Annotated in this window: 31 protein-coding genes; 18 read left to right on the top strand and 13 right to left on the bottom strand. The window is 64.4% G+C overall.

Going from position 1 to position 23,148, the window contains the following annotated elements:
• Nucleotides 1–75 precede the first annotated feature (75 nt).
• The 13 genes from FJ978_RS31575 to FJ978_RS31520 all read right to left on the bottom strand — a co-directional run bounded on the left by FJ978_RS31575 (nt 76) and on the right by FJ978_RS31520 (nt 5,918).
• The gene (locus FJ978_RS31575; protein ID WP_140576745.1) at nt 76–1,143 is read right to left on the bottom strand and encodes a site-specific integrase; all 1,068 of its coding nucleotides are present in this window, start codon (nt 1,141–1,143) and stop codon (nt 76–78) included.
• A complete protein-coding gene (locus FJ978_RS31570; protein ID WP_140576743.1) occupies nt 1,130–1,330 on the bottom strand; it encodes a hypothetical protein in 201 nt (66 codons plus the stop codon). Before FJ978_RS31570 ends, FJ978_RS31575 begins: the two co-directional genes overlap by 14 nt.
• Entirely contained in the window at nt 1,330–1,536 is a 207-nt protein-coding gene (locus FJ978_RS31565; protein WP_140576741.1) for a hypothetical protein, read from the bottom strand. The genes FJ978_RS31570 and FJ978_RS31565 overlap by 1 nt, the downstream gene beginning before the upstream one ends.
• Entirely contained in the window at nt 1,536–1,709 is a 174-nt protein-coding gene (locus FJ978_RS32935) for a hypothetical protein (RefSeq protein ID WP_181180451.1), read from the bottom strand. The genes FJ978_RS31565 and FJ978_RS32935 overlap by 1 nt, the downstream gene beginning before the upstream one ends.
• Before the next feature lie 47 nt (nt 1,710–1,756).
• A complete protein-coding gene (locus FJ978_RS31560; RefSeq protein ID WP_140576739.1) occupies nt 1,757–2,128 on the bottom strand; it encodes a hypothetical protein in 372 nt (123 codons plus the stop codon).
• Nucleotides 2,128–2,517, bottom strand: a complete 390-nt coding sequence (locus FJ978_RS31555) for a hypothetical protein (RefSeq protein ID WP_140576738.1) — start codon at nt 2,515–2,517, stop codon at nt 2,128–2,130. Before FJ978_RS31555 ends, FJ978_RS31560 begins: the two co-directional genes overlap by 1 nt.
• Nucleotides 2,517–3,638, bottom strand: coding sequence for a phage Gp37/Gp68 family protein (locus tag FJ978_RS31550; protein ID WP_140576736.1), 1,122 nt, complete (start codon nt 3,636–3,638; stop codon nt 2,517–2,519). Before FJ978_RS31550 ends, FJ978_RS31555 begins: the two co-directional genes overlap by 1 nt.
• A gap of 2 nt (nt 3,639–3,640) precedes the next feature.
• Nucleotides 3,641–4,018 carry a hypothetical protein gene (locus FJ978_RS31545; protein ID WP_140576735.1) on the bottom strand — a complete coding sequence of 126 codons (378 nt, stop codon included), beginning with the start codon at nt 4,016–4,018 and terminating at the stop codon, nt 3,641–3,643.
• Nucleotides 4,018–4,233 carry a hypothetical protein gene (locus tag FJ978_RS31540; protein WP_140576733.1) on the bottom strand — a complete coding sequence of 72 codons (216 nt, stop codon included), beginning with the start codon at nt 4,231–4,233 and terminating at the stop codon, nt 4,018–4,020. Before FJ978_RS31540 ends, FJ978_RS31545 begins: the two co-directional genes overlap by 1 nt.
• Nucleotides 4,230–4,472, bottom strand: coding sequence for a hypothetical protein (locus tag FJ978_RS31535; RefSeq protein WP_140576732.1), 243 nt, complete (start codon nt 4,470–4,472; stop codon nt 4,230–4,232). Before FJ978_RS31535 ends, FJ978_RS31540 begins: the two co-directional genes overlap by 4 nt.
• A 5-nt stretch (nt 4,473–4,477) precedes the next feature.
• Complete coding sequence (locus tag FJ978_RS31530; protein ID WP_140576730.1) at nt 4,478–4,723, bottom strand: hypothetical protein; 246 nt, start codon at nt 4,721–4,723, stop codon at nt 4,478–4,480.
• A 282-nt stretch (nt 4,724–5,005) separates the two neighbouring features.
• Nucleotides 5,006–5,221 (bottom strand): Arc family DNA-binding protein, encoded by a 216-nt coding sequence (locus FJ978_RS31525; protein WP_140576729.1) that lies wholly within the window; start codon nt 5,219–5,221, stop codon nt 5,006–5,008.
• Between the two features lie 328 nt (nt 5,222–5,549).
• Nucleotides 5,550–5,918: a helix-turn-helix transcriptional regulator gene (locus FJ978_RS31520; RefSeq protein ID WP_140576727.1), complete on the bottom strand. Its 369-nt coding sequence runs from the start codon at nt 5,916–5,918 to the stop codon at nt 5,550–5,552.
• Between the two features lie 264 nt (nt 5,919–6,182).
• Between FJ978_RS31520 and FJ978_RS31510 the strand changes: the two genes are divergently transcribed.
• The 18 genes from FJ978_RS31510 (at nt 6,183) to FJ978_RS31425 (ending at nt 23,145) form a co-directional block, all read left to right on the top strand.
• Entirely contained in the window at nt 6,183–6,602 is a 420-nt protein-coding gene (locus FJ978_RS31510) for a hypothetical protein (RefSeq protein WP_140576724.1), read from the top strand.
• Between the two features lie 123 nt (nt 6,603–6,725).
• A complete protein-coding gene (locus FJ978_RS31505; RefSeq protein WP_140576722.1) occupies nt 6,726–7,193 on the top strand; it encodes a hypothetical protein in 468 nt (155 codons plus the stop codon).
• A gap of 17 nt (nt 7,194–7,210) precedes the next feature.
• Nucleotides 7,211–7,636 (top strand): hypothetical protein, encoded by a 426-nt coding sequence (locus FJ978_RS31500; protein WP_140576721.1) that lies wholly within the window; start codon nt 7,211–7,213, stop codon nt 7,634–7,636.
• Entirely contained in the window at nt 7,636–7,893 is a 258-nt protein-coding gene (locus tag FJ978_RS31495) for a hypothetical protein (protein ID WP_140576719.1), read from the top strand. The genes FJ978_RS31500 and FJ978_RS31495 overlap by 1 nt, the downstream gene beginning before the upstream one ends.
• Nucleotides 7,893–9,632 carry an MT-A70 family methyltransferase gene (locus FJ978_RS31490; RefSeq protein ID WP_140576717.1) on the top strand — a complete coding sequence of 580 codons (1,740 nt, stop codon included), beginning with the start codon at nt 7,893–7,895 and terminating at the stop codon, nt 9,630–9,632. Before FJ978_RS31495 ends, FJ978_RS31490 begins: the two co-directional genes overlap by 1 nt.
• Nucleotides 9,629–12,370 carry a DNA methyltransferase gene (locus FJ978_RS31485; RefSeq protein ID WP_140576716.1) on the top strand — a complete coding sequence of 914 codons (2,742 nt, stop codon included), beginning with the start codon at nt 9,629–9,631 and terminating at the stop codon, nt 12,368–12,370. The genes FJ978_RS31490 and FJ978_RS31485 overlap by 4 nt, the downstream gene beginning before the upstream one ends.
• Nucleotides 12,367–12,789, top strand: a complete 423-nt coding sequence (locus tag FJ978_RS31480) for a hypothetical protein (protein ID WP_140576715.1) — start codon at nt 12,367–12,369, stop codon at nt 12,787–12,789. The genes FJ978_RS31485 and FJ978_RS31480 overlap by 4 nt, the downstream gene beginning before the upstream one ends.
• Nucleotides 12,789–13,214, top strand: a complete 426-nt coding sequence (locus tag FJ978_RS31475; protein ID WP_348640334.1) for a hypothetical protein — start codon at nt 12,789–12,791, stop codon at nt 13,212–13,214. The genes FJ978_RS31480 and FJ978_RS31475 overlap by 1 nt, the downstream gene beginning before the upstream one ends.
• The gene (locus FJ978_RS31470) at nt 13,211–13,492 is read left to right on the top strand and encodes a hypothetical protein (RefSeq protein WP_140576712.1); all 282 of its coding nucleotides are present in this window, start codon (nt 13,211–13,213) and stop codon (nt 13,490–13,492) included. The genes FJ978_RS31475 and FJ978_RS31470 overlap by 4 nt, the downstream gene beginning before the upstream one ends.
• Before the next feature lie 2 nt (nt 13,493–13,494).
• On the top strand, nt 13,495–15,072 hold the full coding sequence (locus tag FJ978_RS31465; RefSeq protein ID WP_181180450.1) for a hypothetical protein: 1,578 nt from the start codon (nt 13,495–13,497) through the stop codon (nt 15,070–15,072).
• Entirely contained in the window at nt 15,069–16,247 is a 1,179-nt protein-coding gene (locus FJ978_RS32930) for a helix-turn-helix domain-containing protein (RefSeq protein ID WP_181180449.1), read from the top strand. The genes FJ978_RS31465 and FJ978_RS32930 overlap by 4 nt, the downstream gene beginning before the upstream one ends.
• A 40-nt stretch (nt 16,248–16,287) precedes the next feature.
• Nucleotides 16,288–16,902: a transcription termination/antitermination protein NusG gene (locus FJ978_RS31455; protein WP_246678239.1), complete on the top strand. Its 615-nt coding sequence runs from the start codon at nt 16,288–16,290 to the stop codon at nt 16,900–16,902.
• Nucleotides 16,903–17,009: 107 nt separating this feature from the next.
• Nucleotides 17,010–17,303 carry an HNH endonuclease gene (locus FJ978_RS31450; protein WP_140576710.1) on the top strand — a complete coding sequence of 98 codons (294 nt, stop codon included), beginning with the start codon at nt 17,010–17,012 and terminating at the stop codon, nt 17,301–17,303.
• A gap of 90 nt (nt 17,304–17,393) precedes the next feature.
• Entirely contained in the window at nt 17,394–17,879 is a 486-nt protein-coding gene (locus FJ978_RS31445; protein ID WP_140576709.1) for an AraC family transcriptional regulator, read from the top strand.
• Entirely contained in the window at nt 17,866–19,575 is a 1,710-nt protein-coding gene (locus tag FJ978_RS31440) for a terminase TerL endonuclease subunit (RefSeq protein WP_140576707.1), read from the top strand. The genes FJ978_RS31445 and FJ978_RS31440 overlap by 14 nt, the downstream gene beginning before the upstream one ends.
• A complete protein-coding gene (locus FJ978_RS31435; RefSeq protein WP_140576706.1) occupies nt 19,572–20,855 on the top strand; it encodes a phage portal protein in 1,284 nt (427 codons plus the stop codon). The genes FJ978_RS31440 and FJ978_RS31435 overlap by 4 nt, the downstream gene beginning before the upstream one ends.
• 10 nt (nt 20,856–20,865) lie before the next feature.
• Nucleotides 20,866–21,945: a S49 family peptidase gene (locus tag FJ978_RS31430; protein ID WP_140576704.1), complete on the top strand. Its 1,080-nt coding sequence runs from the start codon at nt 20,866–20,868 to the stop codon at nt 21,943–21,945.
• A 12-nt stretch (nt 21,946–21,957) separates the two neighbouring features.
• Nucleotides 21,958–23,145 carry a phage major capsid protein gene (locus FJ978_RS31425; protein WP_140576702.1) on the top strand — a complete coding sequence of 396 codons (1,188 nt, stop codon included), beginning with the start codon at nt 21,958–21,960 and terminating at the stop codon, nt 23,143–23,145.
• Nucleotides 23,146–23,148: the final 3 nt, after the last annotated feature.

Genomic DNA, 23,148 nt, shown 5'->3' with positions numbered 1-23,148 from the left:
AGCTTCCCAAGCTGAACGCGCGGGTTCGATTCCCGCTACCCGCTCCACCTTGCTCCGCAAGGCTTTGCGCCTGATTTAGCGATTGTTGGAAAGAGGCGGTTTTACAGGCGGTTTTACAGCCTTTGTTCTCTTTCTGGCCGCATCGAGCTTCCTGATCCGCTCCTTTAGGGCGGCTGTCCGGCTGACATAGCGGCGAATGATGCGGGAGACGGTGTCTTCCTCCCAGGCCATGATCTCGGCGATTTCGCGCTCTGTCATGCCGGCGATATAGAACTTCGTCACGGCCGTGCCGCGCAGGTCGTGGAAATGCAGGTCGACGCCGTCGGTCCATGCTTCCTTCTTGGCGTCGAGGAAGGAGCTGCCTAGGCCGTCCTTGACCCAGGGGCGTCCCCGGCTCGAGGTCAGGATCACCGGCGAGCGGCGCGGGATGCGCGCCAGCACGTCGCGCAGCTCCTGATAGAGCGGTATCACTGCCTCGCGTTTGTGGCGGCTTTTGCCGGTGGTGATGATGATGGCGTCCTCGCCGACATGCGACCATGACAGGCGCACCAGGTCGCCGGCGCGCAAGCCGGTATGCGCGGCAAGGTCGACGGCAAACGCGACCTCGAGCGAGCAGGCGGCCTTTACCTGGGCGATGTCGGCATCAGTCCAGATGATCTCCGAGCGCGAGCCGGAATAGAGCTGCTTGATGCCCTCGCAGGGATTGGAGGCAATCTTGCCGTGGTCGACCTCGGAAGCCAGCAGCCGCGACAGCACCTGCATGCCATAGTCGGCGGCGCGCGGCGTCTCGGCGAATTTGGCGCGCCATGCCCGGATCCTCGGCCTGATCTTCTCCGGCCGGTCGAACTGTCGCACCGACAGCGCGCCGAAATGATCGGCGATGCGGTCGAGCCACGGACCCCAGTTGCGGCGCGTTGATTCGGCCAGCTTCTTGTAGTCGGCGCTGGCGCGGTAACGGATGATCGAGGCGGAGAACTTGTTGGAATCGGGCGCCGCCCGGCTGGCGATGGCTTCGTTGTAGGCGTCCTGAAACGCCGGGGTGCCCGGCTCGCCGGCTATCGCCGGGCCGCCGCGCCAGGCGTAATGGTAGACCTTGCCCTTGGCCTTGACGGTGTGAAGGCCCTTCAGTTCAACCATGACCATGTTTCGCGTCGAACTCCGCCAGCTCGCGATCGAGGTCATCTTCATCAGCATTGGCGGGTTTCGTAAAGTGCCAGCGGTGCGTGCCGTCCGGCAGCACGTCGAGCGAACACGGCTCGACCCCGGCCTGCCGCAGGGCAGACAGGGCCTTGACCAGGTCGGCAGGACGGAGGGCCGGCCGGCGCGGCATCAAAGCAGCCTCCGCTGCCTTGCGCCGGGGCGAGCGCAGTCCTGGCAGGTGTGGGTCCACTCGCCGGCGACCTTGGCGATGACGAAGCCCTCGCCTCGGGCGTCTGACACCATCACGTCGAATTCGTCGGCCTGATAGGTGCGGCGCTGGCTGGCACCGCATTCGCAGACGATCTGCTGCTGGCCGGCGTGCTTTTCGATGGCCATTACTGCCCCTCCTGCGGCGAGACCAGCTTCGCCTGGTCGGCGAGGCATTTCTGGGCGATGACGACATAGTGGACGCCGCGCAGGATCTGCTTGGCGAGGTCGGGCGCGGGCTCTGGCGTCGCGCACCGAGATACGGCCTTCGCGCAAAGCCTTGAGGTCGTCGGCGAGATCATCGATCAGCGCGTCGAGCTTGAAACGATCCGAGAGCGGCTTGGCGACGTCAACCATGGCGCGCCTCGCTACGGATGGCTCTGACAAGCGCGTTGGCCAGTGACAGCTGGCGCCAGTCGCGTTCGCTGACATTGGTGTATGGCCCGTAGGTATAGAGCCCCGGCATATTGCCGCGGCAGCCATAGCAATTGATCGCCTGCGTGCCGTCGAACCGCGCGGTGCGTGCCTCGTAGTCGACGACGAGGTTGTGATGCCCCATCAACCAGATAGAGGCGCCACAGATCGTGCATGGCTGGCGCTGGTCATGCAGGTCGGCCAGCGGATCGTCATCGCCGTACGGCCGGCTCCAGTCGATGCTGATTTTCGGCTTGCGCGTGACGATGATCTCGATGTCGTCGCCGGTGAAAATGTCTTCGGCCATCAGCGGACATCCTTGTTGCTGGCAAGCGTCTTGCCCGGCGCCATGATGTCGACTGCTTCTCTGGCCTGGCTGGCCAGCAGCTCGGCCAGCAGATGCGTTGGGGTTTCGTCTTTAAGGCACGACATCAAGGCCGAAGCGACGGCGATGTTGGCCACGCGGGCCATCATCAGGAAGATGTCGCGCTCGTCGATGCCATCATCCTTCAACCGGTTGCCTGTTTCGACAGCGGCGACGCAGAAGACGCGCATCAACTCTGCAGCGGCGCGTTCACGCGGATTCGTGGCCTCGGCGATCTTGTTGGCCGAATGGTCGGCCCACTCGAAGAAGTCGGCGGCACCGCCATTGTAGAGAAAGGGCTCGAGGTCGGGAGCGATTACGAGGCGTGACATCAGCGCGCCTCCGGCATGGCGTTGTGCTCGACGCCGTCGAGCTTTCGCCCGGCGGCTTTCTTGCCGAGGCGGTAGACGTCAGGCTCGTCGTCGCGATGCGTTTCCTCACTCTGGCGCGGCGTGATCGTGCTGTAGCTCCATTTCGGGCGCAGCCAGTCGTCATCGCAGAGCGACGCCGTTCGCTCGGTGCGTGTCGCGGCCTTGTTGGCGCATTCTCCTGGCACCCATTCTCCCCATTGCTTGAAGAAGAAAGGGACGCCGGCGGCGGCGCATTGGTCGCGGATCGCGCGCGCCCAGTCCGGGTGCATCGGCCGCGCGTCGGGTCCGCTCTCGCCGCCGACGATGATCCAGTCGATGCCTTGCAGGATTGGGCCGTTCCTCCACGGGTGCGTTTCGGCAGGCATGGAGCCGCTGGTTTTGTAAAAATCGATCGGCCCGAGCAGCGGCTCGGCGGAGACGAAGCGGATCGCGGCCGGCGTCGCCAGCAGCTCGGGGATGCGCTCGTCGGCTTCCTGCTGGCGCTCGGCGGAGACGCCGAGCCAGACGTTGGGGAGAGGCCATTGGTCGAGATAGATCCGAGGACCGGGAGGCGCATCGCGCTGGTCCATTCCCGGCGCGATCAGAATGACCTGAAGCTCGCGCTTGATCACCAGGTCGCATGCAATGCTATAGATGCGCCGTTTCGTTGCCGGATCCGAAAGATATCGCCGCGCCCGTGTCGCGCGCTTGGTCAGCGGCTGATACGAGTGATGCGGCGTCACGGCCATCACTGCGAACACCTCGTCTATCCATGCGTCGGGCACGTCCTCGTGGAACAGGTCGCCCATGGAATTGACGAAGATGCGGCGCGGCCGGCGCCAGGCCAGCGGCTCTGTCAGGATGGCTGCCGGCGCCAGCGCCAGCTTGCCGGTCCAGACGGTGTTGCCGTTCACCTTCTTCGTGGTGCCGTCATAGTGCGGCGCGCCCAACTTGCCCTGCGCTTTGAGCGCCGCCGTCATCGCCTCGATGCGGCCGGCCATCCCCATGGCATAGCAGTGCGTGCAGCCGGGCGTCAGGATGGAGCAGCCGACAATCGGATTCCACGTCGCGTCGGTCCATTCGATGGCGGATTTGTCAGCCATATTCAGGCCTTTCCGCCAAGCGTTTGAGGCCGTGTAACCTCAACGACGTCGTCATCGTTGTCCTCGGTTGTCGCCCATCGTACGCGATCGATGATCGTCGCAACGATGTCTTCGCCTTCGTCGCCTTCGAAGCCACGGGCGAAGTTCTCAACCATATTTCCGATCACCCTGGACCCCGCATCAAGGAGGATGTCGGCGGTCGTTCCGGCGTTCAGTTCATCAGCAACGAAAAGCGCAAACTGCACCGCAACTTCGGTCGCGCGGGCCTGGCAGGCCAGAACTGGATTGGTGGCAATCTCAGCCGAGATGCCGCCAAAGGCTTCGCGGAGAGCCTTTTCGAAGGCTGGTCTATCGATGTGACCGTTGAACACGTCAGCCATCAGCGTAGCCCTGCGATGAGCAGGCCGATGGCGACGAGCACGATGGCGGCGAGCGACAGCCGCGCGAACCAGTCGGCGCGCGGGCTTGCCGATGTCGTGCAGTCGTCGCCGCACATGCATTCGGGCCAGTTGACGCAGCGGATGACTGGCTCGCAGTGGGGCGGCAGGCTGATGAACTCGTAGCCTGCCGGCAGATCGACGTGACGCTTGGTCATGACGGCAGCACCCAGCCGAGCAGGACGAAGGGCAAGGCGAACATGACCAGGCAGGCGACGGTGAGCCCGGCCGGGCCATCGCCGCCGGCTTCCGCGATCAGCTTGGCCGGGTCGATGGCGCGGCGCAGGTCGGCCAGGATCTCGGACGGCCGGCGCTGCGCGATGAGTTGGCGCGTGATCCACGCCTCATGCTGCGGCGACTTCGCCGCCTCGGCGATCAGAAGGTCGGCGTTGCTCATGGCCGTCAGTCCAGCCGGCGGTCGCGCACGGCGCGCGATTTTGCCAGGTCGGACGCCTCGGAGCCGTGCGCGCCGATCTCGGCTCGGGTGAAGTTGGAATGCTCGGCCAGGCTGTCGGCGGTGACGGCGATGCCGTTCATGCCCATCTCGAGCATCTTGTCGGCCATGCGCTCGACGATCGGGCGATCGTCAAGCGGGACAAGCGGCGTGTTCAGCGCGCCGACGACCTGGTGTTCCTGATAGGTGATCATGGGATGCCTCCATCGCGGAATTGCGAGGAAGCCGATATTATGGGAAACTCATAATCAGTCAATAGCGTCTATGGGAAACTCATAAAAAGATCGCGGCGCCGCCGAAAACGATCGGCGAATCATGCCGTCTGCAATGGCAGACGCTCGCAAACCCCTGATACACCGGCGATCTCCTGAAGGTACTTGTCAGGAGCCTCAATGGGCGGATACCGGCGACCCTCGTTGACCGCGGGTTCCATTGACGGTTTTCTGATCGCTCCAACCGTGAGCAAAACCGATGAACTACCGCGCCTTGCCCTTGTCGATGATCGCAGCAGCATCGGCCAAAAGCTTGAGAACGGCGTCGCGATCGTCTGCCTCGAGCGGGAACGACCGCTCCAACCTGGCAGTGACCTCCGCATTGAGGCTGCGCTCGTTGCTGACGGCCGCCAGCTTTATCCGCTTGAGCAGAGAAGGCGTGATCCGGACATGAATTGTGAGGCGATCTTCCGCAGCCATGGCTGCGACTTATGGCCGAAAGGTTTGCAACCTGTAATCGGTGCACCATGTGCTATAAATGTCCCACGGCGTGCTACCAGTTATCCACAGGCGCGGATGCTCATTATTACAGCTTGATATAATCTGTTAATCGGAATGGAATTCGTGCAAGAACGAATTGAGAGCGAGTAACATGACAGCAAACACAGGAAGAGAGGCCAGGGGGAAATGATCCACTACAAGCCGCGTGGGAAGACGCGGCAGGCCGATACAATCGAGCATCTAAGAAGCCTGGCCGAGGGTGTCTCGCTTCACGAAATGCGGCAAATTGTCGATAGGGACAGAGCGCTCAAGCTGATTTTGCTTTTGCCGGAGGTCGTTCTAGATCAGGCTCTTTGTGTTGGTAAGGCTCTGCAAGCTTGCGCAGAACATCGGCGTAAGACGCTTGCAGATCGGGAGGAAGACTGTCGAAGGTCGTAAGCAATTCCCGGTACTTCGAAGCCAGGTCCACCATCGGGCCGGTGCCGAGCATCAGCCACTCGAATCGCACCTTGAATTTTCGGGCGTAGATCTCGCCCTTGTCGCGCCTGAAGCCGGAGCTGCCGTTCTCATGACCGGAGTATGTGCCATAGGGCACGCCCACGGCTTCCGCAGCTTCCACTGCCGTTTCGAACCCGGCCTGCTTTCTCGCGGCCACCAATCGTTCGTGTAATTCCATGTTCTGAGTTTGCCAGAAATTTTTATGAGAAACTCATTGACATAAAACTATGAGTTTCCCATAGTTGGTTGCTATGGAACAGGCGATAGATGTCCGCGCAATCCGAGCCAGGCTCGGTCTGACACAGATTCAGTTCGGCGACATGTTTGGCGTCGATCAGAGCACCATCTCCAATTGGGAGAATGGGATGCAGCCGCGCGGGCCAGCCAGAAAGCTTCTCGAAAGGTTGGCTTCTGAATTGCCGCCCGAACGGGAGAGCGCCGCATGACGCTCGCCGCGCCCGCTTTCAACGACCGCCTGATCCCACGTTCCGCGCCGGCTTCCCAAGAGCCTGACCGCGCGTCTGCCGCCGAGGCGCCTGCCCTCCGCGCCTCGGCGGCTTTTTCCCATTTCACCGAAACCTGTGGCGATGCCCCGCAACAGGCCAGGACCGCGCCGGATGTCGCCCCCGCCGCATCCGGTGCGGTCGCTCTTTCCGAGGCTTCGCGCTTCATCCTGTCGCTGATCGCCGCTTATCGCGGCCGCGGCGAGAGCGAGGCGCTGGCCTGGGCCATTGCCGAAGCCGGCAAGGCCATCGGCGTGCCGACGCTGCTGGCGCGCGGCGCTGACGACATCGAAGACCTCGCCGATGTGCCGGGCTACGCCCGCCAGGCGGCAAACCGATTCAGGAGCGGCGGACCATGAGTGCATCTTGCTGCGGGCCTCCAGTGAAGTAACGCCCGCACACTGAATCATCCTTCACCGACCGGCACGGAATCTTTTCGGCAGAGAAATTCCTTGACGGCTTTGCTTTGCCGAAAGTTTGCCATGTCGAAGCTAGATCCAGCGCTTTTCCTCACGTCGCCCGAAGACCGGCTGCGCATAAAAGCGCGCACCGAACAGCTCATCAAGCTGGCCGGTGGGCCAGGCGTTTTCCAGCATGTCGCCGGCGTGCCGACCGACATGCTGTCGAAATACGGATCGCGCTCCGAACCGAACTTCATCAACGCCGCCGTGATTGTGGCGCTGGATCGCCAGTTGCAGGCTCCGATGATGGTGGAGGAGCTGGCCAACATGCTCGGCTACACCTTGGTGCCGCTCGATCCGGCTCCGCCCGCCGCGGTCAGTGTCGATGACCTGGCCGATGTGCACAAGGAAACCAGCGAGGCAGTCACCTCGATCGCCGCAGTCATCGCTGGCCGCGCCGATATAGCGGCGGCCAGGCGCGCCGCCGTGCGTGAAATCGACGAAGGCATCAGCTCGCTCTACCGCGCGCGGCGCAAGGTCTCAGCCTGATGGGCGGCAACCTTTCCATGCCCGATCCAGTCGCCCGCCCGGATGCCTTCTACCGGTTCTCGGTGCGCTGCGACCGGGCGATGAATGCACGCCTGGAAGCGGCGGCGCGCGCCGCCGCCGTCAGCGTCACCGCATTCGTGCAGCGGCATTTCGAAACCATCCTCGACGAGCCGGCCGACGATACCGGTTTCTCGCCGGACGTGTTCGCGCGCGAGCACGGCATTTCGCCAATGGCCGCGCGGCTATGGAACGCCATGCGCCGTGCCTCCGACAGCGTCGGTGTCGTCAGCGGCGGTGTCCGCGACTTCGCCATAGCCGCAAAGGTAAGCGCCGGCCTTGGTAGCGACTGCCTGGCCGAACTGGTCAGCGCCGATCTGGTCAGGATGATCGCCCGGCCGGGCGCAGGCCGCGGCGGCACATATCGCATCGCTAAGGTGGCGTGATGGAGCGCGACAACCTCCCATGTCTCGCCTGCGGCAACCCGATCGATGACGGTGCGCCGACCTGGCCGGACATGTCCGGCACGCTCTGCGCCGAATGCGCGCCGACCTACGACATGCTGCTCGACGAAGGCGAGGCTTGCGGCTTCGTTGATCTCGACACCGGCGAACCGCTGCCGGCCGCCGAGCGCCGCGCAATCTATGACGCGCACATCGCCGCCGGCGGCAAGCCGGGCGACAGCATGGCGAGGGTCGATTAATGGAGCTTCTCCCTCATCCGCTCGCCGAACTGTTCCCGATGCTGCCGGAGCGGGAAATCCATGAGCTGGCCGACGACATCGTGACATTCGGGCAGCGCGTGCCGATCGTCATGCTGGACGGCAGGATCCTCGACGGGCGCAACCGCTATGCGGCCTGCCTGTTCGCGCAGGTCGAGCCGGTGTTTTGCGACTATGACGGCGACGATCCGCTGAACTTCGTGCTGTCGCACAATCTGCATCGCCGGCACCTTTCGGAAAGCCAGCGCGCCATGGTGGCGGCGCAGATCGTCGACTGGGAGCGTGGCATCAACCAGGCAACGGCCGGGCCTGCAAATTTGCAGACCCGCAAGGCTGCGGAAAAGTTGTCGATCTCGGAGCGCGCGGTCGCCGCCGCCAAGCGCATCCGCGACCATGGCGCGCAGGAGCTGGTCGAGGCGATCCGCGACGGTCGAGTGTCGGTGCATGCCGGCGAGGCGATATCCGACCTGGCGCTGGAAGCGCAGCGCGAGGTGCTGGCGCGCGAGGAGAAGGAGATCATCGCCCGCGCCAAGGCGATCCGCGAGGCGCGCCAGCGGCTGCGCCACACGGTGCGGCTGGCGCATATGGACATGATCGCCGCCAGGGGACAGGCGAGCGCGCCGGGCAAGCTCGATCGCCAATACAGCGTCGGCTATGCCGATCCGCCCTGGCGCTATGCGGTGCGCTCGGAAGTCACCGGCCGCGAGAAGAGCGCCGAAAATCACTATCCGACGATGACGACCGACGAGATCATCGCGCTGTTCAAGACGCTCGATGCCTTCACCGACAATGCGGTGTTCTTCTGCTGGGCCACCAACCCGATGTTGCTCGACGCGCTGCGGCTGCTGGCCGAGCTGGGCTTCACCTATGTGCATCACTGGGTGTGGGACAAGGAAGTGGCCGGCACCGGCTATTGGGGCCGCGACCGCCACGAGATCCTGCTGATCGGCCGCCGCGGCGACGTCGCAGCACCCCTGCCCGGCTCGCAGCCGGAGACGGTGCATCGCGAGCGCAAGGGCAAGCACTCGGCCAAGCCGGATTTCTTCGCCGAAACGATCGAGCGGCTGTTCCCCGGCATCGCCCGCATCGAACTGTTCTGCCGCAAGCCGCGCCCCGGCTGGGCGCATTGGGGGTTTGAAGCGAATCCCGAAGCGAAAGCCTCCGAGGACAACGGTGGGACCAGCGCCGCGATAGGCGATCCCATGCCGGGAGAGGCGAGTAGGCCCGATGCCGGGCGGTCGGCATCTGCAACGTCTGAGATAATGGACGCGACAGCCGGAGAGACGGCACCTTCTTCTGACCGTCCTTCGGTCACTGCCGACGAACTCTCCGAATTCAAGCTGCTGAGTGCCGTTACGGGCGGAATCAAAGTCTCTGGACCGCTATTCGACAGTCTTAATGAACAAGGGCTGATCTGGGCGGGCAAGGAACTCACTGTCGGTGGAGCCCAACGCCTCGGCGAACTCAGTGCGCTGGTTGATGCCGCATCGGACGGTGATGCCGTGAATGTGGCTCCGGCATCGCACAAGCGCGGCTTCCGCGACGCGCTTGCCGACTATGCTGAATGGAACAAACTCAAGGCGCGCGGCGATGATCTGAGCGCAGATGAAGTCGCTCGACGAGATGCGCTGGCGCCGATCGTGGCGGCCGACCTTGCCCCGGTGGCCGATGGACCGTTGCCGAAGAAGCATCGCCGGCCACGCAAGGCGGTGCAGGCATGAACGCGCCCCTTGCCCATTCGGTCGACGATCCGTATCTCGACTTCCTGCGCCGCAAGATGCAGCTCGCCAAGGCCGACGGATTCGACGTCGCGCTCGACGACATCAACCAGGCCGGCGCGCCGCATTGCCGGGCGATCGTGCGCTGGGCGCTGAAGGGCGGCAGCCGCGCCATCTTCGCTTCGTTCGGCTTGCACAAGACCTTCATGCAGATCGAGCTGATGCGCCTGGTCGGGCGCTTCGCGCCGGGCCTGCGGCTGATCGTCATTCCGCTCGGCGTGCGGCATGAGTTCTTCGCCGAGGCGGAGGAACGCTTTGCCGGCACCTGCGCGGTGAAGCTGAAATTCATCCGCTCGGATGCCGAGATCGTCGGCGACGACACAATCTACCTGACCAATTACGAGAGCGTGCTCGCCGGCAAGATCGACGTGACGCACTTCGTCGCCGCCAGCCTCGACGAGGCGGCCGTGCTGCGCGGCTACGGGACAAAAACCTTCCAGACTTTCCTGCCGCTGTTCAAGGCCGTGCGGTTCAAGTTCGTGGCCACCGCGACGCCGTCGCCGAACCGCACCAAGGAGCTGATCCACTATGCCGGCTTCCTTGGCGTGATGGATACCGGCCAGGCGCTGACGCGCTTCTTCCAGCGCAATTCGGAATCGGCCGGCGACCTGACGCTGTTCCCGCACAAGGAAGACGAATTCTGGCTGTGGGTGCACAGCTGGGCGGTGTTTTTGCAGTCGCCGTCCGATCTCGGCTTCTCCGACGAAGGCTATGTGCTGCCGAAGGTCGCCGTGAACTGGCACGAGGTGGAAATCGATCACAGCACGGCCGGCTACGACCGCGACGGGCAAGGCCTGCTCATCCGCAACACCGCGCTCGGCGTCACGCAAGCCAGCGCGGCCAAGCGCGACAGCCTGGCGGCGCGAATCGAGCGGATGGGCAAGCTGCTTGCCCAGGATCCGGAGGCGCACTGCATCCTGTGGCACGACCTCGAGGACGAGCGGCGGGCGATCGAGGCGATGGTGCCGGGCGTGCGCTCGATCTACGGCACGCAGGGGCTGGAGGCGAACGAAACCAACGCCATCGGCTTCAAGGACGGCAAGTTCAAGTATCTCGCCACCAAGCCGGAGATGTCGGGCGCCGGCAACAATTTCCAGAAACATTGCCATTGGGCGGTGTTCGTCGGCGTCGGCTTCAAGTTCCACGATTTCATCCAGGCGGTGCACCGCATCGTGCGCTTTGGCCAGCGCCATGAATGCCGCATCGACATCATCTTCTCCGAAGCCGAGCGCGAGGTGCGCCGCAACCTCGAGGGCAAGTGGGCTGAGCATGAGCGGCTGATGGCGCGCATGGCCGAGATCATCCGCCGCTACGGGCTCGACGGCCTGCCGCTGGACGACGTGCTGCAGCGCTCGATCGGCGTCGCCCGGCGCGAGGAGCGCGGCGACAGCTTCGTGGTGGCGCACAACGATGCGGTGCTGGAAGCGCGGATGACGCAATCGGCGTCCGTCGGCGAGATCATCACCTCGGTGCCGTTCGCCAACCACTACGAATACACGGCGAGCTACAACGATTTCGGCCACACCGACGACAACGGCCATTTCTGGGCGCAGATGCATTTCCTGACGCCGGAGCTGTTCCGGATCCTGAAGCCCGGCCGGCTCGCCTGCATCCACGTCAAGGACCGGGTGCTGTTCGGCTCGGTGACCGGCGAAGGCGTGCCGACCGTCTCGCCCTTCCATGCCGAAGCGATCTTCCACTACCTGCAGCACGGTTTCCAGTATTGCGGCATGATCACCGTCGTCACCGACGTGGTGAAGGAGAACAACCAGACCTATCGGCTGACCTATTCCGAGATGATGAAGGACGCCACCAAGATGGGCGTCGGCTGTCCGGAATACGTGCTGCTCTTCCGCCGGCCGCAGAGCGACCTGTCGCGCGGCTATGCCGACGAGCCGGTGGTGCATGACAAGCCGCTTGTCTATGCCGCCGGAACGAAGCGGCGCGGCCAGACACAGGACGATCGCAGCGACGATCTGACCATGCGCTGGAGCGACGGCGACCGGCGCGCGCAGGTGCCGGGCAGCGGCTATACGCTGGCGCGCTGGCAGCTCGACGCGCATGCCTTCTGGCCGTCGTCGGGCGACCGGCTGCTGACCACGGGCGAGCTTGTGCGGCTGGGGCCGAAGCCGCTGCGGGCGCTGTTCCAAAAACAGTTCGAAGGCGCGATCTACGATTTCGAGAAGCACGTGCAGCTGGGCGAGGAGCTGGCGGCACGCGACGCGTTGTCCAAGACCTACATGACGCTCGATCCGCCGTCGGCCGATCCGGGCGTGTGGACCGACGTGGTGCGCATGCGCACGCTGAACGGCGAGCAGGCGTTCCGCAACCTCGAAAAGCATGTCTGCCCGCTGCAGTTCGACATCGTCGACCGGCTGATCGACCGCTATTCGAACCCCGGCGACATCGTCTACGACCCGTTCGGCGGGCTGATGACGGTGCCCTACCGCGCCATCCTGAAGGGCCGTCGCGGGCAGGCCTCCGAGCTATCGGACACCTATTTCCGCGACGGCGTCCGCTACTGCCGCGAGGCGGAAGCCAAGCGCGCCATCCCGACCATGTTCGACATGCTCGGCATCCCGGAGATCGAGGAGAGCAAGCCTGCGGCACTGCCCGAAAGCTTCTTCGACGGCTGGGAAGAGGATGGCGAAGACGGCGACCAGGTGGAGGCGGCGGAGTGAACGCCGATCCCTCCATCGTGCGCGCCATGGCGCGCCTGCGCAGGGCGCTGGAAAAGCGCATGCGCATGGACGATCGGGCCGAAGAGCTGAAGGCGCGCGAGGGCCGGCCGATCCGGCGCGGCGCGCTTGCCGCCTATGACACCGCCGCGCTCGGCCGCAAGCTGCGGCCGATGCTGGAATATGACGGCCGGGGCTGGCGCGCGCTGGCCGACGAGATCGGCGTCACCTCACCCGACCTGTCTCGCATCATGGCCGGGCAGGACATCGCCGCGCAAAAGGTCTTCGCCATCTGCGACTGGGCTGGGCTCGATGCCCGAGCCTTTTACCGGCCGGCGCTCGGCGCGCCGCCACCGCGCAAACGGCCGCGTCGCGGCCTGACGTTTCACGGGAAAAGCACTGAAACAGGAGTTCGGCAATAATGGCTCGCATCTACCTTGCCTCGTCTTGGCGCAATCCTCATCAGCCCTGGATGGTCGATCTGCTTCGTCAGAACGGTCATCAGGTCTATGACTTCCGCAACCCTCCCAATTCGACCGGCTTCGGCTGGAAGGACATTGCGCTCGCGCCGCCCTTCACAGCTGCTGAATATCGACATGCGCTTCTGACGCATCCACGGGCGGCGCAAGGCTTCAATGCTGACTTCTCGGCCATGCGCTGGGCCGATACGGGTGTGCTTTTGCTCCCTTGCGGTCGCTCGGCTCACCTCGAGCTCGGGTGGATGGCTGGCGCCGGTAAGCGGACGATTATCCTGACGCAGGACGGTGAAGAGCCGGAACTGATGGCCCTTTTGGCTGATCAGATTTGCATCAGTCCAGACGAAGTTATCGAGGCGTTGCGGCAGTGACCGGAAACTCGCTCGACCGCTACGTCAAGGCGATGCGCGATGCGGATGACGACGCGGCGCGCGCGAATGTGTTGCTTACTGCTCCGGTGTTCACGCTGATGCGCTGGCGCGACGTCTTCGTCACATGCTGCCGCCGCGCCGCCTTCGGAGAGGGCGAGGCCTATCTCGACGTGCTGGCCGATACGATGGCCAAGGAGCGGCATCGCGGCAATCTCGCCGGCACCATGCCGATGGCCGGCGCCACTGCGACGCTGCTCAGTATCATCGACAGGATTTGACGATGACGGCTCCTCTCGATACCCGCGTCGATCCCCTTGCCCGCAAGCTTGCGCCTGTGGTGCGCGAGATGCTGCTGGCGGAGGTCGAGCGCATCGCGGCAGCGATGCCGTTGGAACGCGCCAAGCCCAGCAAAGCCGACACCGACATCATGGAAGCCTGCAGCGACGGGCGGCCGATCGCGTGGCCGGAGCGCACCCATGCGCCGCGCAAGGTGGCCAGGCAGCTCGGGCTGAAGCCGTGGATCGGCGCGCATACGATCATCGACTGGTCGCTGCCGGTGAAGTCGATCTTCGGCCGCAAGAAGCCGCTGGCGGAGGCGACGCTGCGGCGCACCGCGCGCGGCGTCATGCGCTATGTGGTCGAGGCGGCGAAGCCGTTCATCGTGCCGATCACGCATTCGGGCGGTGATCGGGTGCATGACGCGACCGAGCCGCTGCGGACGCTGACGACGGCGCATCGCGGCGAGATGTCGGTTGTTGCGCCGGCGCTGATCCGAACCGACCAGCAGAGCGCAGCCAGACGCAACGGCGTCCAATCCGTCGAGGAGCCGGTCAATACGCTGCACACCTCGTCCGGCATCGCCATCATGGGAGCGACCATCGTCGGTGCCGGCGGACGGGCCGCGCAATCCTCGCCGCGCGACCTCGAGGAACCGCTAGGCACCACGACGGGCAAGGAAGACCGTGTGCTGGTTGCGGCGCATCTGACCAAGTTCAACCAGAACGGCGACGGCACCATGCCGACCGAACCGCTGGATACGGTCATGGCCGGCGCGCCGCGGCATGCGGTTGTGGCGGCGAGCCTGGTGCAGGCCGGCTATGGCGAGCGCGAGGGCCAGGCGCCGCGCAGTCTCGATATCGAAGAGCCGATCGGTGCGCAGGTGGCCGGCGGCGGCAAGCATGCCATGGTGGCGGCCTTCCTGGCGCAACACAACACGGGCGAGCCCGGGCGATCCGCCGAGGATCCGTTGTCGACCATCGTGACGCTCGGCTCGACGCAGGGCGTCGCTGCCGTCAGCTTGCAGCGCCAGTTCGGCGCCAGCGTCGGGGCAGACATAGACGAGCCTGCGCCGACTGTGACGGTGGGCGGCTCCGGCAAGACCGCAATGGTCGCCGCCACACTGGGCAGCATGTACGGCAGCAACGTCGCTGGCCGCTCCATCGAAGAACCGCTTGCCGCCATGTCGACCGGTGGTGGTAAAGGCGGCGGCCATTCGCACCTGATCCTCGGTTTCCTCCAGCACTATTTCGGCTCCGGCAAGCAGGATGACGATGTGCGCCAGCCGCTCGGCGCGCTGACCGGTAAGGCCCGCTACGGCCTTGTCGAGGTCATGGTGAAGGGTGTTCCGCACTACATCGACGACATCGGCATCCGCATGCTGGAGCCGGAGGAAGGCGCCGCCGCGCACGGCTTCAGGCCCGGCGCGCTTCCCGACGAGATCACCATCGACGGCAAGACGCGGCGGCTGACCAAGACCGAAAAGTATCACCTGGTCGGCAACAGCGTGCCGCCGCGCATGATCCAGCTGCTCGCCAAATGCAACGTGCGGCGCGAGCTGGCGCTGGAGGCTGCGGAGTGAGCGACGAAGCCACGATACGGCGCGGCGTCCGCAATGCCCGCTATACGACGGTTCCGAACCACGTTTTCGAGGACGCGCGCCTTTCCATGGAGGCGCGCTGGCTGTTGGGCTATCTGCTGTCCAAGCCGGACAACTGGACTGTCATTCTCGGCGATATCGCCCGGCGCGGCGGCTGCGGACGTGACAAGGCGCGTCGCATCGTCAACGAGCTGGTGCAGCATGGCTATGCCGAAAAGGAGCAGGAGCGCGAGGATGGCCGCTTCGGCAAGCTGTCGCTGGTAATCTTCGATGAGCCGAGGGAGTTGCGTGAAAGCAGCGGCGTAGCACCAAGTGTTGCATCATTGCCGCAGACTGAAAACCCGTCGACGGTGAATCCGTCGACGGCAAAACCAACACTAGTAAATACTGATGGTTCAGTAACTACTGACAGTAGTTCAGAGAGAGAGCGCGGACGCGAGCCAGAAGATCAGAAAACCGTCGAGCGCTGGCTGAAGCGCGTCCACCCCAACTGGCCGAGCTTCGTCGCCGACAGCGGTCGCACGGCGCTGAAGGAGGCGATGGCGCTGACGGCTGAGGAACGCGACGCCGCAGCCGATCGCATGGCCGAATACCTCGCCGCCGAGAAGGCGTCTGGCGGACGTTGCGCCTTCGCGATCTACCTCGCCGAGAAGCGCTGGCAGCGGCTCGGACCGAAGGTGGCGCCGCCGGACAAGCCGACATATGCGCCGGCCTTCGGGCCGGTGTGGGCGGCAATGCGGATGCGCGACCTGGTGACGGGACCGAAGGCGCCGCCGACTCAGCTGAAGCCCTGGGAAGAGAGCGCCATAGAAAACGGCAGGCTCGACCGGGCGACGCTGGAAAAGGGCAATTTGATGCGCAGCGGCTGGCCGATGGTCAACGCACTGCACCATGCGGCCGAGACGCGCGGCATGGGCATTCATGGCTACGGACAGGCCGAAGAGGAGCTCGGCAGGCTCTGCGAGTTCGTGCCGGTCAACAGCGATGTCTGGAAGGCATGGAAGGCCGAGCACGACTTGCGCGGCTGGCCGTGGCTGCCGGACCCCGGAACGATGCGTGGCGTCTACTTCCCGGTTGGCGGACCGGGTGGACTGGAAGCTTTCGAACAGGCGGTGCGAGGGAACCATGATGCGGGCGGACGTGAAGCGGCTGAGTGAGCGGGAACATGTCTGGATCGACCGCTCGACCGGCGAAGTGATGAACGTCGACCGCGCCTGGCAGAAGAGCGATCGGCGAATCGCACTGCGCCGGCGCGACCAGGCGCTGCTGGCAGCGGCCGGGTTGGATGGCCCGGAGGCGCATTGGTACGTGCTTCGCGTCGAGGATCGGGCCGACATTGCTGTGGATAAGTCGCTCGGAGTGGCAAACGTCGAGCGCGTCATGCTGCACACGGAGGCCGAGCCGAAGCGTCGTGGCGGTCGCAAGCATCAGTCTCTTGACCCTGTCCGAGTGCCATCCTTCCCTGGCTACATCTTCGTCAAAGTGGTGTCCTGCCCGGTGACATGGGCAGGCCTTCGCACCATCGAAGGCGTGCTCGGTCCGATCGGTGGATGCGACAATCCAAGTCCGATCAAAGAGCAGGAAATCGTGAAGTTTCAAGCACGTATCGAGAATGATCCGGCAGCGTTCGCAGTGCTGACCAATGCGCTTAAGGCAGGCGACAAGGTGGCGATAGACAGCGGTCCGTTCGCCGGCTTCGAGGCTGTGGTGCTGATGCTCGGCGACAAGCGCAAGGTGTCTGTCGAGGTCGACATATTCGGACGCAAGACGGCCATCGGCTTCGACCTTGCGGAAGTCACGAAACTGGATTAGCGAGTCTCCCCCAGGACGAGCTGAAAGAGTCGCACGCCGAAAGGTGGACCGCGCCATCAGCCCCAGGCGAAGCACCCCAGCTTCCCCGCGATGGACAAGATTCCGGCATGAGCAGTAACGCAGCGCCTTGGCGGCGCTGGTACAAGACCGAGCGCTGGCAGCGGTTGCGTGAGCGCATCCTGGTGCGCGACCTCTACACCTGCCGCAAGACAGGCGTGCTGCTGATCGGCAAGCACCCTGCCCCGAACAGCCCGGTCATCCACCACGACAAAGAGCATCGCGGCAACGAAGAGCTGTTCTGGGACGAGGCCAACCTGATGGCGGTCTCGAAGGAATGGCACGACAGCGAGGCGCAGAAGGCCGAGCAGGCGAGCCTCGACCAGCGAGGGGTCTGGTACTGACCCGTTCGACCGACCTGGGGGGGTGGGTCGAAAGTCTGGAAGCCCATCCCGCCCGGACCCGCGGCTCCCCCATTTGGAGATTTTTTTCGCATGGAGCCGAATTTCGACCTCTTCGGTCATCCGGTTCGTGAGGGCTTCGGCAACCGGGGCCGTCCCCCGTATGAGCCGACCGAAAAAGATCGCAACAAAGTCAAGCTGTTGCTGGCTTTGGGCTGGGCAAACCAGCGGATTGCCAATGCGCTTGGCGTCTCTCCGGCGACGTTGAAGCGGTATTTTAGAGCCGACATGAAGGAACGCGACGCGATGCGCGATCGCCTTGACGCCAGGCGGTTCGAGATCGCGCTGGAGCAGGCGAACGCCGGCAATGTCACGGCGCTGCGCGAACTCGGAGCCATGATCGACCGCAACGACCGCATGTCGATCGAGGCTTCCATGGGCAAGAGCAGCGACGGCGAGACGTCGGCCTCGAGGGACAAAGTCGGCAAGAAGATGATCGACGAACAGCGCGCCCATGCGGCCGATGCCGACCTGATGGCCGAGCTGGAAAGCGAAGCTGCGCAGAATGCACGTCACTGAGGCGCTGCCGCGGTTCGCCTGCCCCGATTGGTGGGAGCGCATCAAGGCCGGGCAGACGCCCATGGCCGACGTGCCGCTCAACCAGGCCAAAGCGGCGAAGGCCCTGGCGTTCTTCAACCGGCTCAAGCTGCCGGACGTGCCGGGAAATCCGCCGCTGTCGGAAGCTTGCGGCGAATGGTTCCGCGATATCCTATGTGCCTTCCTCGCCAGCGAGGATCCGGAGACCAAGCAGCGCCTCGTCTGGGAGCTGCTGTGCATGGTCCCGAAGAAGAACTCGAAGACGACCTATGTCGCCGCGCTCGGCCTGACGGCGCTCTTCATGGAGGAAGCGCCGAACCGCCAAATGCTGATCGTGGCGCCCAGCCAGAACATCTCGGAGCGGTGCTTCGACCAAGCGCAGGGCATGATCCGGCTCGATCCACGGCTCGACGCCATCTTCAAGGTGCAGGATCACCTGAAGTGCATCGAGCGCCGCAAAACCGGCACGCAGCTCGACGTCAAATCCTTCGACACTTCGATCGTCACCGGCGAAATTCCGATCCTGACGATCATCGACGAGGTGCACGAGCTCGGCAAGAAAGCGAAGGCCGCGGCGGTGATGCAGCAGATCAGAGGCGGCGGCATCACCATGCAAGGCGGCCAGCTTCTGATGATCACCACCCAGTCGGACGAACAGCCGGCCGGCATCTGGAAGACCGAACTCGACAAGGCTCGCAAGATCCGCGACGGCAAGAGCGGCAGCGAACCGATCCTCCTGCCCGTACTGTACGAATTCCCGCCAGACCAGCAGCGCGACCAGACGTTCTGGCGCGACCGCCGAAACTGGAAGTATCTGCTGCCCAACATCGGGCGATCTATCGACCCCCAACGGCTCGCGGCGGACTATGAGAATAACGGCTCGGCCACCAAGGAGACCGAGCAGATATGGGCAAGCCAGCATCTCAACATCGAGATCGGTGTCGGCCTTGGAGACGAGGGTTGGCGCGGCGCCGAATATTGGGACGGCTGCGCCGACGAAACGCTGACGCTGGAATCGCTGATCGAGCGTTCCGAAGTTGCAGTGATGGGAGCAGATGGCGGCGGCCTGGACGACCTGTTCGGCGCCTGTGTCATCGGCCGCGAAAAGGTGACGCGGCGCTGGCTGGTCTGGACCCATGCGTTTGCGCACCCGAAGGTGCTCGAGGTACGCAAGGAAATCGCGCCGCGGCTGCGTGACTTCGAAGCGGAAGGGTCGCTTACCTTCTGCCAGGTGTCCGAATACATCGCGCGGATCGCCGCCATCGCCGCTCGGTTGCGCGACGCCGGCCTGATGCCTGAAAAGAACGCCGTCGGCTTCGATCCGAACAACATCGCGGCTTTCGTCGATGCGCTCGCATTGGAGCAGATTGAGGGCCCGATGCTGCACCGCCTGCGCCAGGGCCCGGCCCTCTCGCCGGCGTTGTGGGGCTTGGAACACAAGCTCAGCGACAATTCGATCAGCCATGACGGCTCGGCAATGATGGCCTGGTCGGTCGGCAACGTGAAGATCGAGGTCAAGGGCAACGGCAACATGGCCACCAAGCAGGCGGCCGGCCGAACCAAGATCGACCCGGTGATTGCCATGCTCTGCGCGGCGATCCTGATGAGCTGGAATCCGGAAGCTACGGGAGTTCTCGACTTGAGCGATTACCTCAAAAGCCCGGTCATGCACGCATGAGTATCTGGGACGGCATTTTCGGCCGCCGCAAGGTCAAGCTCACGGATCCGGCGAGCTGGCACCATGACCATGGCACCTGGTCTGGCAAAGCCACTTCTCCGGATGCGGTGCTGCAACTGGCCACTGCCTGGGCCTGCATTCGCCTGAATGCGCGCACCAAGGCCTCATTGCCGCTGAAGGTGCACCAAAAAAAGGACGGTTCGCTCGTCCAGGACAGCCGTCTTTATGCGCTGCTGCATGACCAGCCGAACGCCGACCAGACTGCGCTGGAATTCTGGGAAGGGCAATACACCGCGCTCGAGCTGCGCGGCAACGCCTATGCCGAGAAGGTCTACAATGGCGATCAGCTGGTCGCGCTGATCCCGCTCAACCCGGATTGCGTCACGGTCTATCGCGATCCGCGCAGCGGCGAGCGCCGCTACCGCTTCGCCGATTCGGTTACCGGCTTTCACAGTCCGCAGGAAGGATGGGGCGAAGACAAGGTCTTTCACCTGCGCGGCTTTGGCGCCGGCGGCATGACCGGCCTGTCGACGATCTCATACGGCAGGCAAACGTTGAGCACGGCCTTGGCGGCCGACGAGGTCGCCGGCCGCACATTCGCGCATGGCTTGCAGGTTTCCGGCTTCGCGGTCGATTCGCCGGGTGCGCGCACGACGCAGGAGCAGCGCGAGGACCTGGTCAAGCTGTTCGACAAGTTCTCCGGCTCCCAACGCTCGGGAAAGGTCATGCCGCTGCCGCCGGGCTTCGACTTCAAGGCGCTCGGCATGAGCCCGGAAGATGCCCAGTTGCTGGAAACACGAGGCTTTCACGTCGAGGAAATCTGCCGCTGGTTCGGCATGTTTCCGATCCTGATCGGACACGCGGCCGCCGGTCAGACCATGTGGGGCTCCGGCGTCGAGCAGATCAATCTTGCCTGGTTGACGCTCTATCTCGGCCCTGAACTACAGCGCATCGAGCAGGCGATCGAAAAGCAGCTTCTGACGCCCGCGGAGCGCGCCAAATTCTATGTCGAGCACAATGTCGACGCGCTCCTGCGGGCCGACAGCGCCGGCCGCGCGGCCCTTTACTCCGTCCAGGCGCAGAACGGCCTCAAGACACGCAACGAAATGCGCAAGCGCGAGAACGATCCGCCGCTGCCCGGCGGCGACATTCTGACCGTGCAATCCAACCTGGTCCCGCTCGAACTGCTCGGCAAAGTGCCGCCGACACAGACGCCGGACGGCTTCGGGCATCCGCCAGCGCCGAAGCCAAAGCCTGAACCTGCCAAGAAACCCGCCTGAGGGGATTCCCATGCTCTATCTGCGCATCCTTGCGGCCTTCGCCGGCCAACCCTGGGCCATGCAGCCGGAAAAGCTGGAAACCATCGCCAGTTTCCTGATGTTCAAGGCGCGTGGCGGTACGCTGTCCGACGACGAGCTGCAAGCGAGGATCGGCGACCGCCGGACCGACAATGCGCCAGCCGCAAGCGGCGGCATCGCCATTCTGCCCGTCCATGGCGTGATCTCGCAGCGCATGGGCATGATGTCCGATATCAGCGGCGGCACCTCGACAGAGGCGCTGGCGCAACAGTTTCGGGCGGCACTGGCCGACGAGGCGGTCAAGGCGATCGTCTTCTCGCACGACAGCCCCGGCGGCGGGACCTACGGCGTCGATGAACTGGCCGCCGAGATCCGCAATGCACGTGGCGTCAAGCCGATCGTCGCGCAGGTCGACAGCCTCAGCGCATCGGCGTCCTACTATCTCGCCTCCCAGGCGGATGAGGTCGTTGTGACGCCCGGCGGCGAGGCCGGCTCGATCGGCGTCTATTCGGTGCATCAGGACATTTCCAAGATGCTCGAAAACGAGGGCGTCAAGCCGACGCTGATCCGGGCGAAGAACGGCATCTACAAGGCCGAGACGGCAAACATCCATCCACTGTCGGAAGAAGCCCACGATTACCTGCAGCAGCGTGTCGACATAGCCGAGGGCGCCTTCATCAATGCCGTCGCCGCTGGCCGCCGTGTGTCGCAGGCGACCGTCCGAGACAATTACGGCAAGGGCCGTATGTTCGGCGCCGCCGAGTTGGTCAAGCGCGGCATGGCCGATCGCATCGGCACGATGCGGGACACCCTCCAGCGGCTCGGCGCTTCGTCGCCCCGGCTCGGCGCCGCCGCCAACGCCCGCCGCATGTTCGCCGCCGGCGATACTCCGCAGCTTTCACAGATCGAGGAGGTCCTGCGCGAGGCAGGCTTCCCCAACGCCCTTGCGACCGCGTTCGTCTCGCGCGGCAAGGGCGCGCTCCAGGGTGAGCCTGGGCAGGAAGAGACGCGAAGCCTGTCACCGGACGCGAAAGCGTCTCTCCAGCAATTCATGGCCCGTCTGGGCAAATAGGGAAAACAAGAGATGGACAAGGAATTTCAGGAACTGCTCGCCAAGCTCGCCGCGCGCGACGACGAATTGAAGGCGCTGGTCGAAAAAGCCAACGGCGAAGCCAAGGCTGCCGGTGCCGTCGCCGCCGAAACGAAAGCGGCAATCGAAAAGATCGTCGAAGGCAACGCCGCCATCCACGCGCGGCTGCTCGACATGGAGCAGAAGCAGGCCAGGCGCGCCGGCGGCGACTTCGACCTGTTGCGCAGCACGGGCGCCAGCTTCACCGACAGCGACACGTTCAAGAAGCTGCAGGCTGAAGGGCGCGGCACCGCCCGCATGACCTTCAAGTCGATCACGATGAACGCCGCAGTGACCAATGTCACCAGTTCCACGACCGGCACGGGCGGCGTCGGCAACGCGATCGCGCCGGACCGCCTGGCCGGCATCATCACGCCGCCAAACCGGCGCATGACGGTGCGCGATCTTCTGCTGCAGGGACGCACAGGGTCGAACCTGATCCAGTTCGTCCAGGAAACCGGCTTCCAGAATATGGCGGCGCCAGTCGCCGAAGGCGCGTCAAAGCCGCAGTCCGACCTGTCGATGGACCTGGTCGACACGCCGGTGCGAACGCTTGCTCACTGGATCAAAGCATCCACGCAGGTGCTGTCGGACATCCCGCTTCTGCAGTCCTACATCGACGGCCGCCTTCGCTATGGCCTGCAGTATGTCGAGGAGCAGCAGCTGCTCGCCGGCGACGGCACCGGCCAGAACCTGGAGGGCCTGATCCCGCAGGCAACGGCGTTCGACACCAGCTTGGTCAAGGCCGACGATCAGCAGGTAGACATTCTTCGCCGCGCCATCCTGCAGGTCCGCATTGCCGAATTTGCCGCGTCCGGCATCGTGCTCAACCCGATCGACTGGGCTGATATCGAGACCCTGAAGGACAATAACGGCCGCTATATCTTCGGCAATCCCGGCCAGAACCTGCAGCCGAGCATGTGGGGTCTGCCCGTCGTCGATACGAACGCGATGCCGGCCGGTCAGTTCATGGTCGGCGCCTTCAACCTGGCGGCGCAGGTCTTCGACCGTGAGGACGCCAACGTCCAGGTGTCGACCGAAGACGGCGACAACTTCACCAAGAACATGGTGACGATCCGCGCCGAAGAGCGCCTGGCGCTGGCGGTCTTCCGCCCGCAGAGCTTCGTCTACGGCGGCTTCTGATCT

This window comes from Mesorhizobium sp. B1-1-7 (genome assembly GCF_006442705.1).
Taxonomy (GTDB): Bacteria; Pseudomonadota; Alphaproteobacteria; order Rhizobiales; family Rhizobiaceae; genus Mesorhizobium; species Mesorhizobium opportunistum.
The sequence above is the reverse complement of the archived record's forward strand: the minus strand, read 5'-3'. Positions and strand labels throughout refer to the sequence as shown.

What these genes read in the sequence shown, in the direction of transcription:
- FJ978_RS31520 (WP_140576727.1), bottom strand. Translation starts at nt 5,918, where the DNA reads ATGGAATTACACGAACGATTGGTGGCCGCGAGAAAGCAGGCCGGGTTC.
- FJ978_RS31550 (WP_140576736.1), bottom strand. Translation starts at nt 3,638, where the DNA reads ATGGCTGACAAATCCGCCATCGAATGGACCGACGCGACGTGGAATCCG.
- FJ978_RS31560 (WP_140576739.1), bottom strand. Translation starts at nt 2,128, where the DNA reads ATGGCCGAAGACATTTTCACCGGCGACGACATCGAGATCATCGTCACG.
- FJ978_RS31455 (WP_246678239.1), top strand. Translation starts at nt 16,288, where the DNA reads ATGAACGTCGACCGCGCCTGGCAGAAGAGCGATCGGCGAATCGCACTG.
- FJ978_RS31545 (WP_140576735.1), bottom strand. Translation starts at nt 4,018, where the DNA reads ATGGCTGACGTGTTCAACGGTCACATCGATAGACCAGCCTTCGAAAAG.
- FJ978_RS31530 (WP_140576730.1), bottom strand. Translation starts at nt 4,723, where the DNA reads ATGATCACCTATCAGGAACACCAGGTCGTCGGCGCGCTGAACACGCCG.
- FJ978_RS31500 (WP_140576721.1), top strand. Translation starts at nt 7,211, where the DNA reads ATGCCCGATCCAGTCGCCCGCCCGGATGCCTTCTACCGGTTCTCGGTG.
- FJ978_RS32935 (WP_181180451.1), bottom strand. Translation starts at nt 1,709, where the DNA reads ATGATCTCGCCGACGACCTCAAGGCTTTGCGCGAAGGCCGTATCTCGG.
- FJ978_RS31485 (WP_140576716.1), top strand. Translation starts at nt 9,629, where the DNA reads ATGAACGCGCCCCTTGCCCATTCGGTCGACGATCCGTATCTCGACTTC.
- FJ978_RS31435 (WP_140576706.1), top strand. Translation starts at nt 19,572, where the DNA reads ATGAGTATCTGGGACGGCATTTTCGGCCGCCGCAAGGTCAAGCTCACG.
- FJ978_RS31505 (WP_140576722.1), top strand. Translation starts at nt 6,726, where the DNA reads ATGTCGAAGCTAGATCCAGCGCTTTTCCTCACGTCGCCCGAAGACCGG.
- FJ978_RS31525 (WP_140576729.1), bottom strand. Translation starts at nt 5,221, where the DNA reads ATGGCTGCGGAAGATCGCCTCACAATTCATGTCCGGATCACGCCTTCT.
- FJ978_RS31425 (WP_140576702.1), top strand. Translation starts at nt 21,958, where the DNA reads ATGGACAAGGAATTTCAGGAACTGCTCGCCAAGCTCGCCGCGCGCGAC.
- FJ978_RS31575 (WP_140576745.1), bottom strand. Translation starts at nt 1,143, where the DNA reads ATGGTCATGGTTGAACTGAAGGGCCTTCACACCGTCAAGGCCAAGGGC.
- FJ978_RS31475 (WP_348640334.1), top strand. Translation starts at nt 12,789, where the DNA reads ATGGCTCGCATCTACCTTGCCTCGTCTTGGCGCAATCCTCATCAGCCC.
- FJ978_RS31445 (WP_140576709.1), top strand. Translation starts at nt 17,394, where the DNA reads ATGGAGCCGAATTTCGACCTCTTCGGTCATCCGGTTCGTGAGGGCTTC.
- FJ978_RS31535 (WP_140576732.1), bottom strand. Translation starts at nt 4,472, where the DNA reads ATGAGCAACGCCGACCTTCTGATCGCCGAGGCGGCGAAGTCGCCGCAG.
- FJ978_RS31570 (WP_140576743.1), bottom strand. Translation starts at nt 1,330, where the DNA reads ATGCCGCGCCGGCCGGCCCTCCGTCCTGCCGACCTGGTCAAGGCCCTG.
- FJ978_RS31465 (WP_181180450.1), top strand. Translation starts at nt 13,495, where the DNA reads ATGACGGCTCCTCTCGATACCCGCGTCGATCCCCTTGCCCGCAAGCTT.
- FJ978_RS31510 (WP_140576724.1), top strand. Translation starts at nt 6,183, where the DNA reads ATGACGCTCGCCGCGCCCGCTTTCAACGACCGCCTGATCCCACGTTCC.
- FJ978_RS31430 (WP_140576704.1), top strand. Translation starts at nt 20,866, where the DNA reads ATGCTCTATCTGCGCATCCTTGCGGCCTTCGCCGGCCAACCCTGGGCC.
- FJ978_RS31450 (WP_140576710.1), top strand. Translation starts at nt 17,010, where the DNA reads ATGAGCAGTAACGCAGCGCCTTGGCGGCGCTGGTACAAGACCGAGCGC.
- FJ978_RS31490 (WP_140576717.1), top strand. Translation starts at nt 7,893, where the DNA reads ATGGAGCTTCTCCCTCATCCGCTCGCCGAACTGTTCCCGATGCTGCCG.
- FJ978_RS31540 (WP_140576733.1), bottom strand. Translation starts at nt 4,233, where the DNA reads ATGACCAAGCGTCACGTCGATCTGCCGGCAGGCTACGAGTTCATCAGC.
- FJ978_RS31555 (WP_140576738.1), bottom strand. Translation starts at nt 2,517, where the DNA reads ATGTCACGCCTCGTAATCGCTCCCGACCTCGAGCCCTTTCTCTACAAT.
- FJ978_RS31495 (WP_140576719.1), top strand. Translation starts at nt 7,636, where the DNA reads ATGGAGCGCGACAACCTCCCATGTCTCGCCTGCGGCAACCCGATCGAT.
- FJ978_RS31565 (WP_140576741.1), bottom strand. Translation starts at nt 1,536, where the DNA reads ATGGCCATCGAAAAGCACGCCGGCCAGCAGCAGATCGTCTGCGAATGC.
- FJ978_RS31440 (WP_140576707.1), top strand. Translation starts at nt 17,866, where the DNA reads ATGCACGTCACTGAGGCGCTGCCGCGGTTCGCCTGCCCCGATTGGTGG.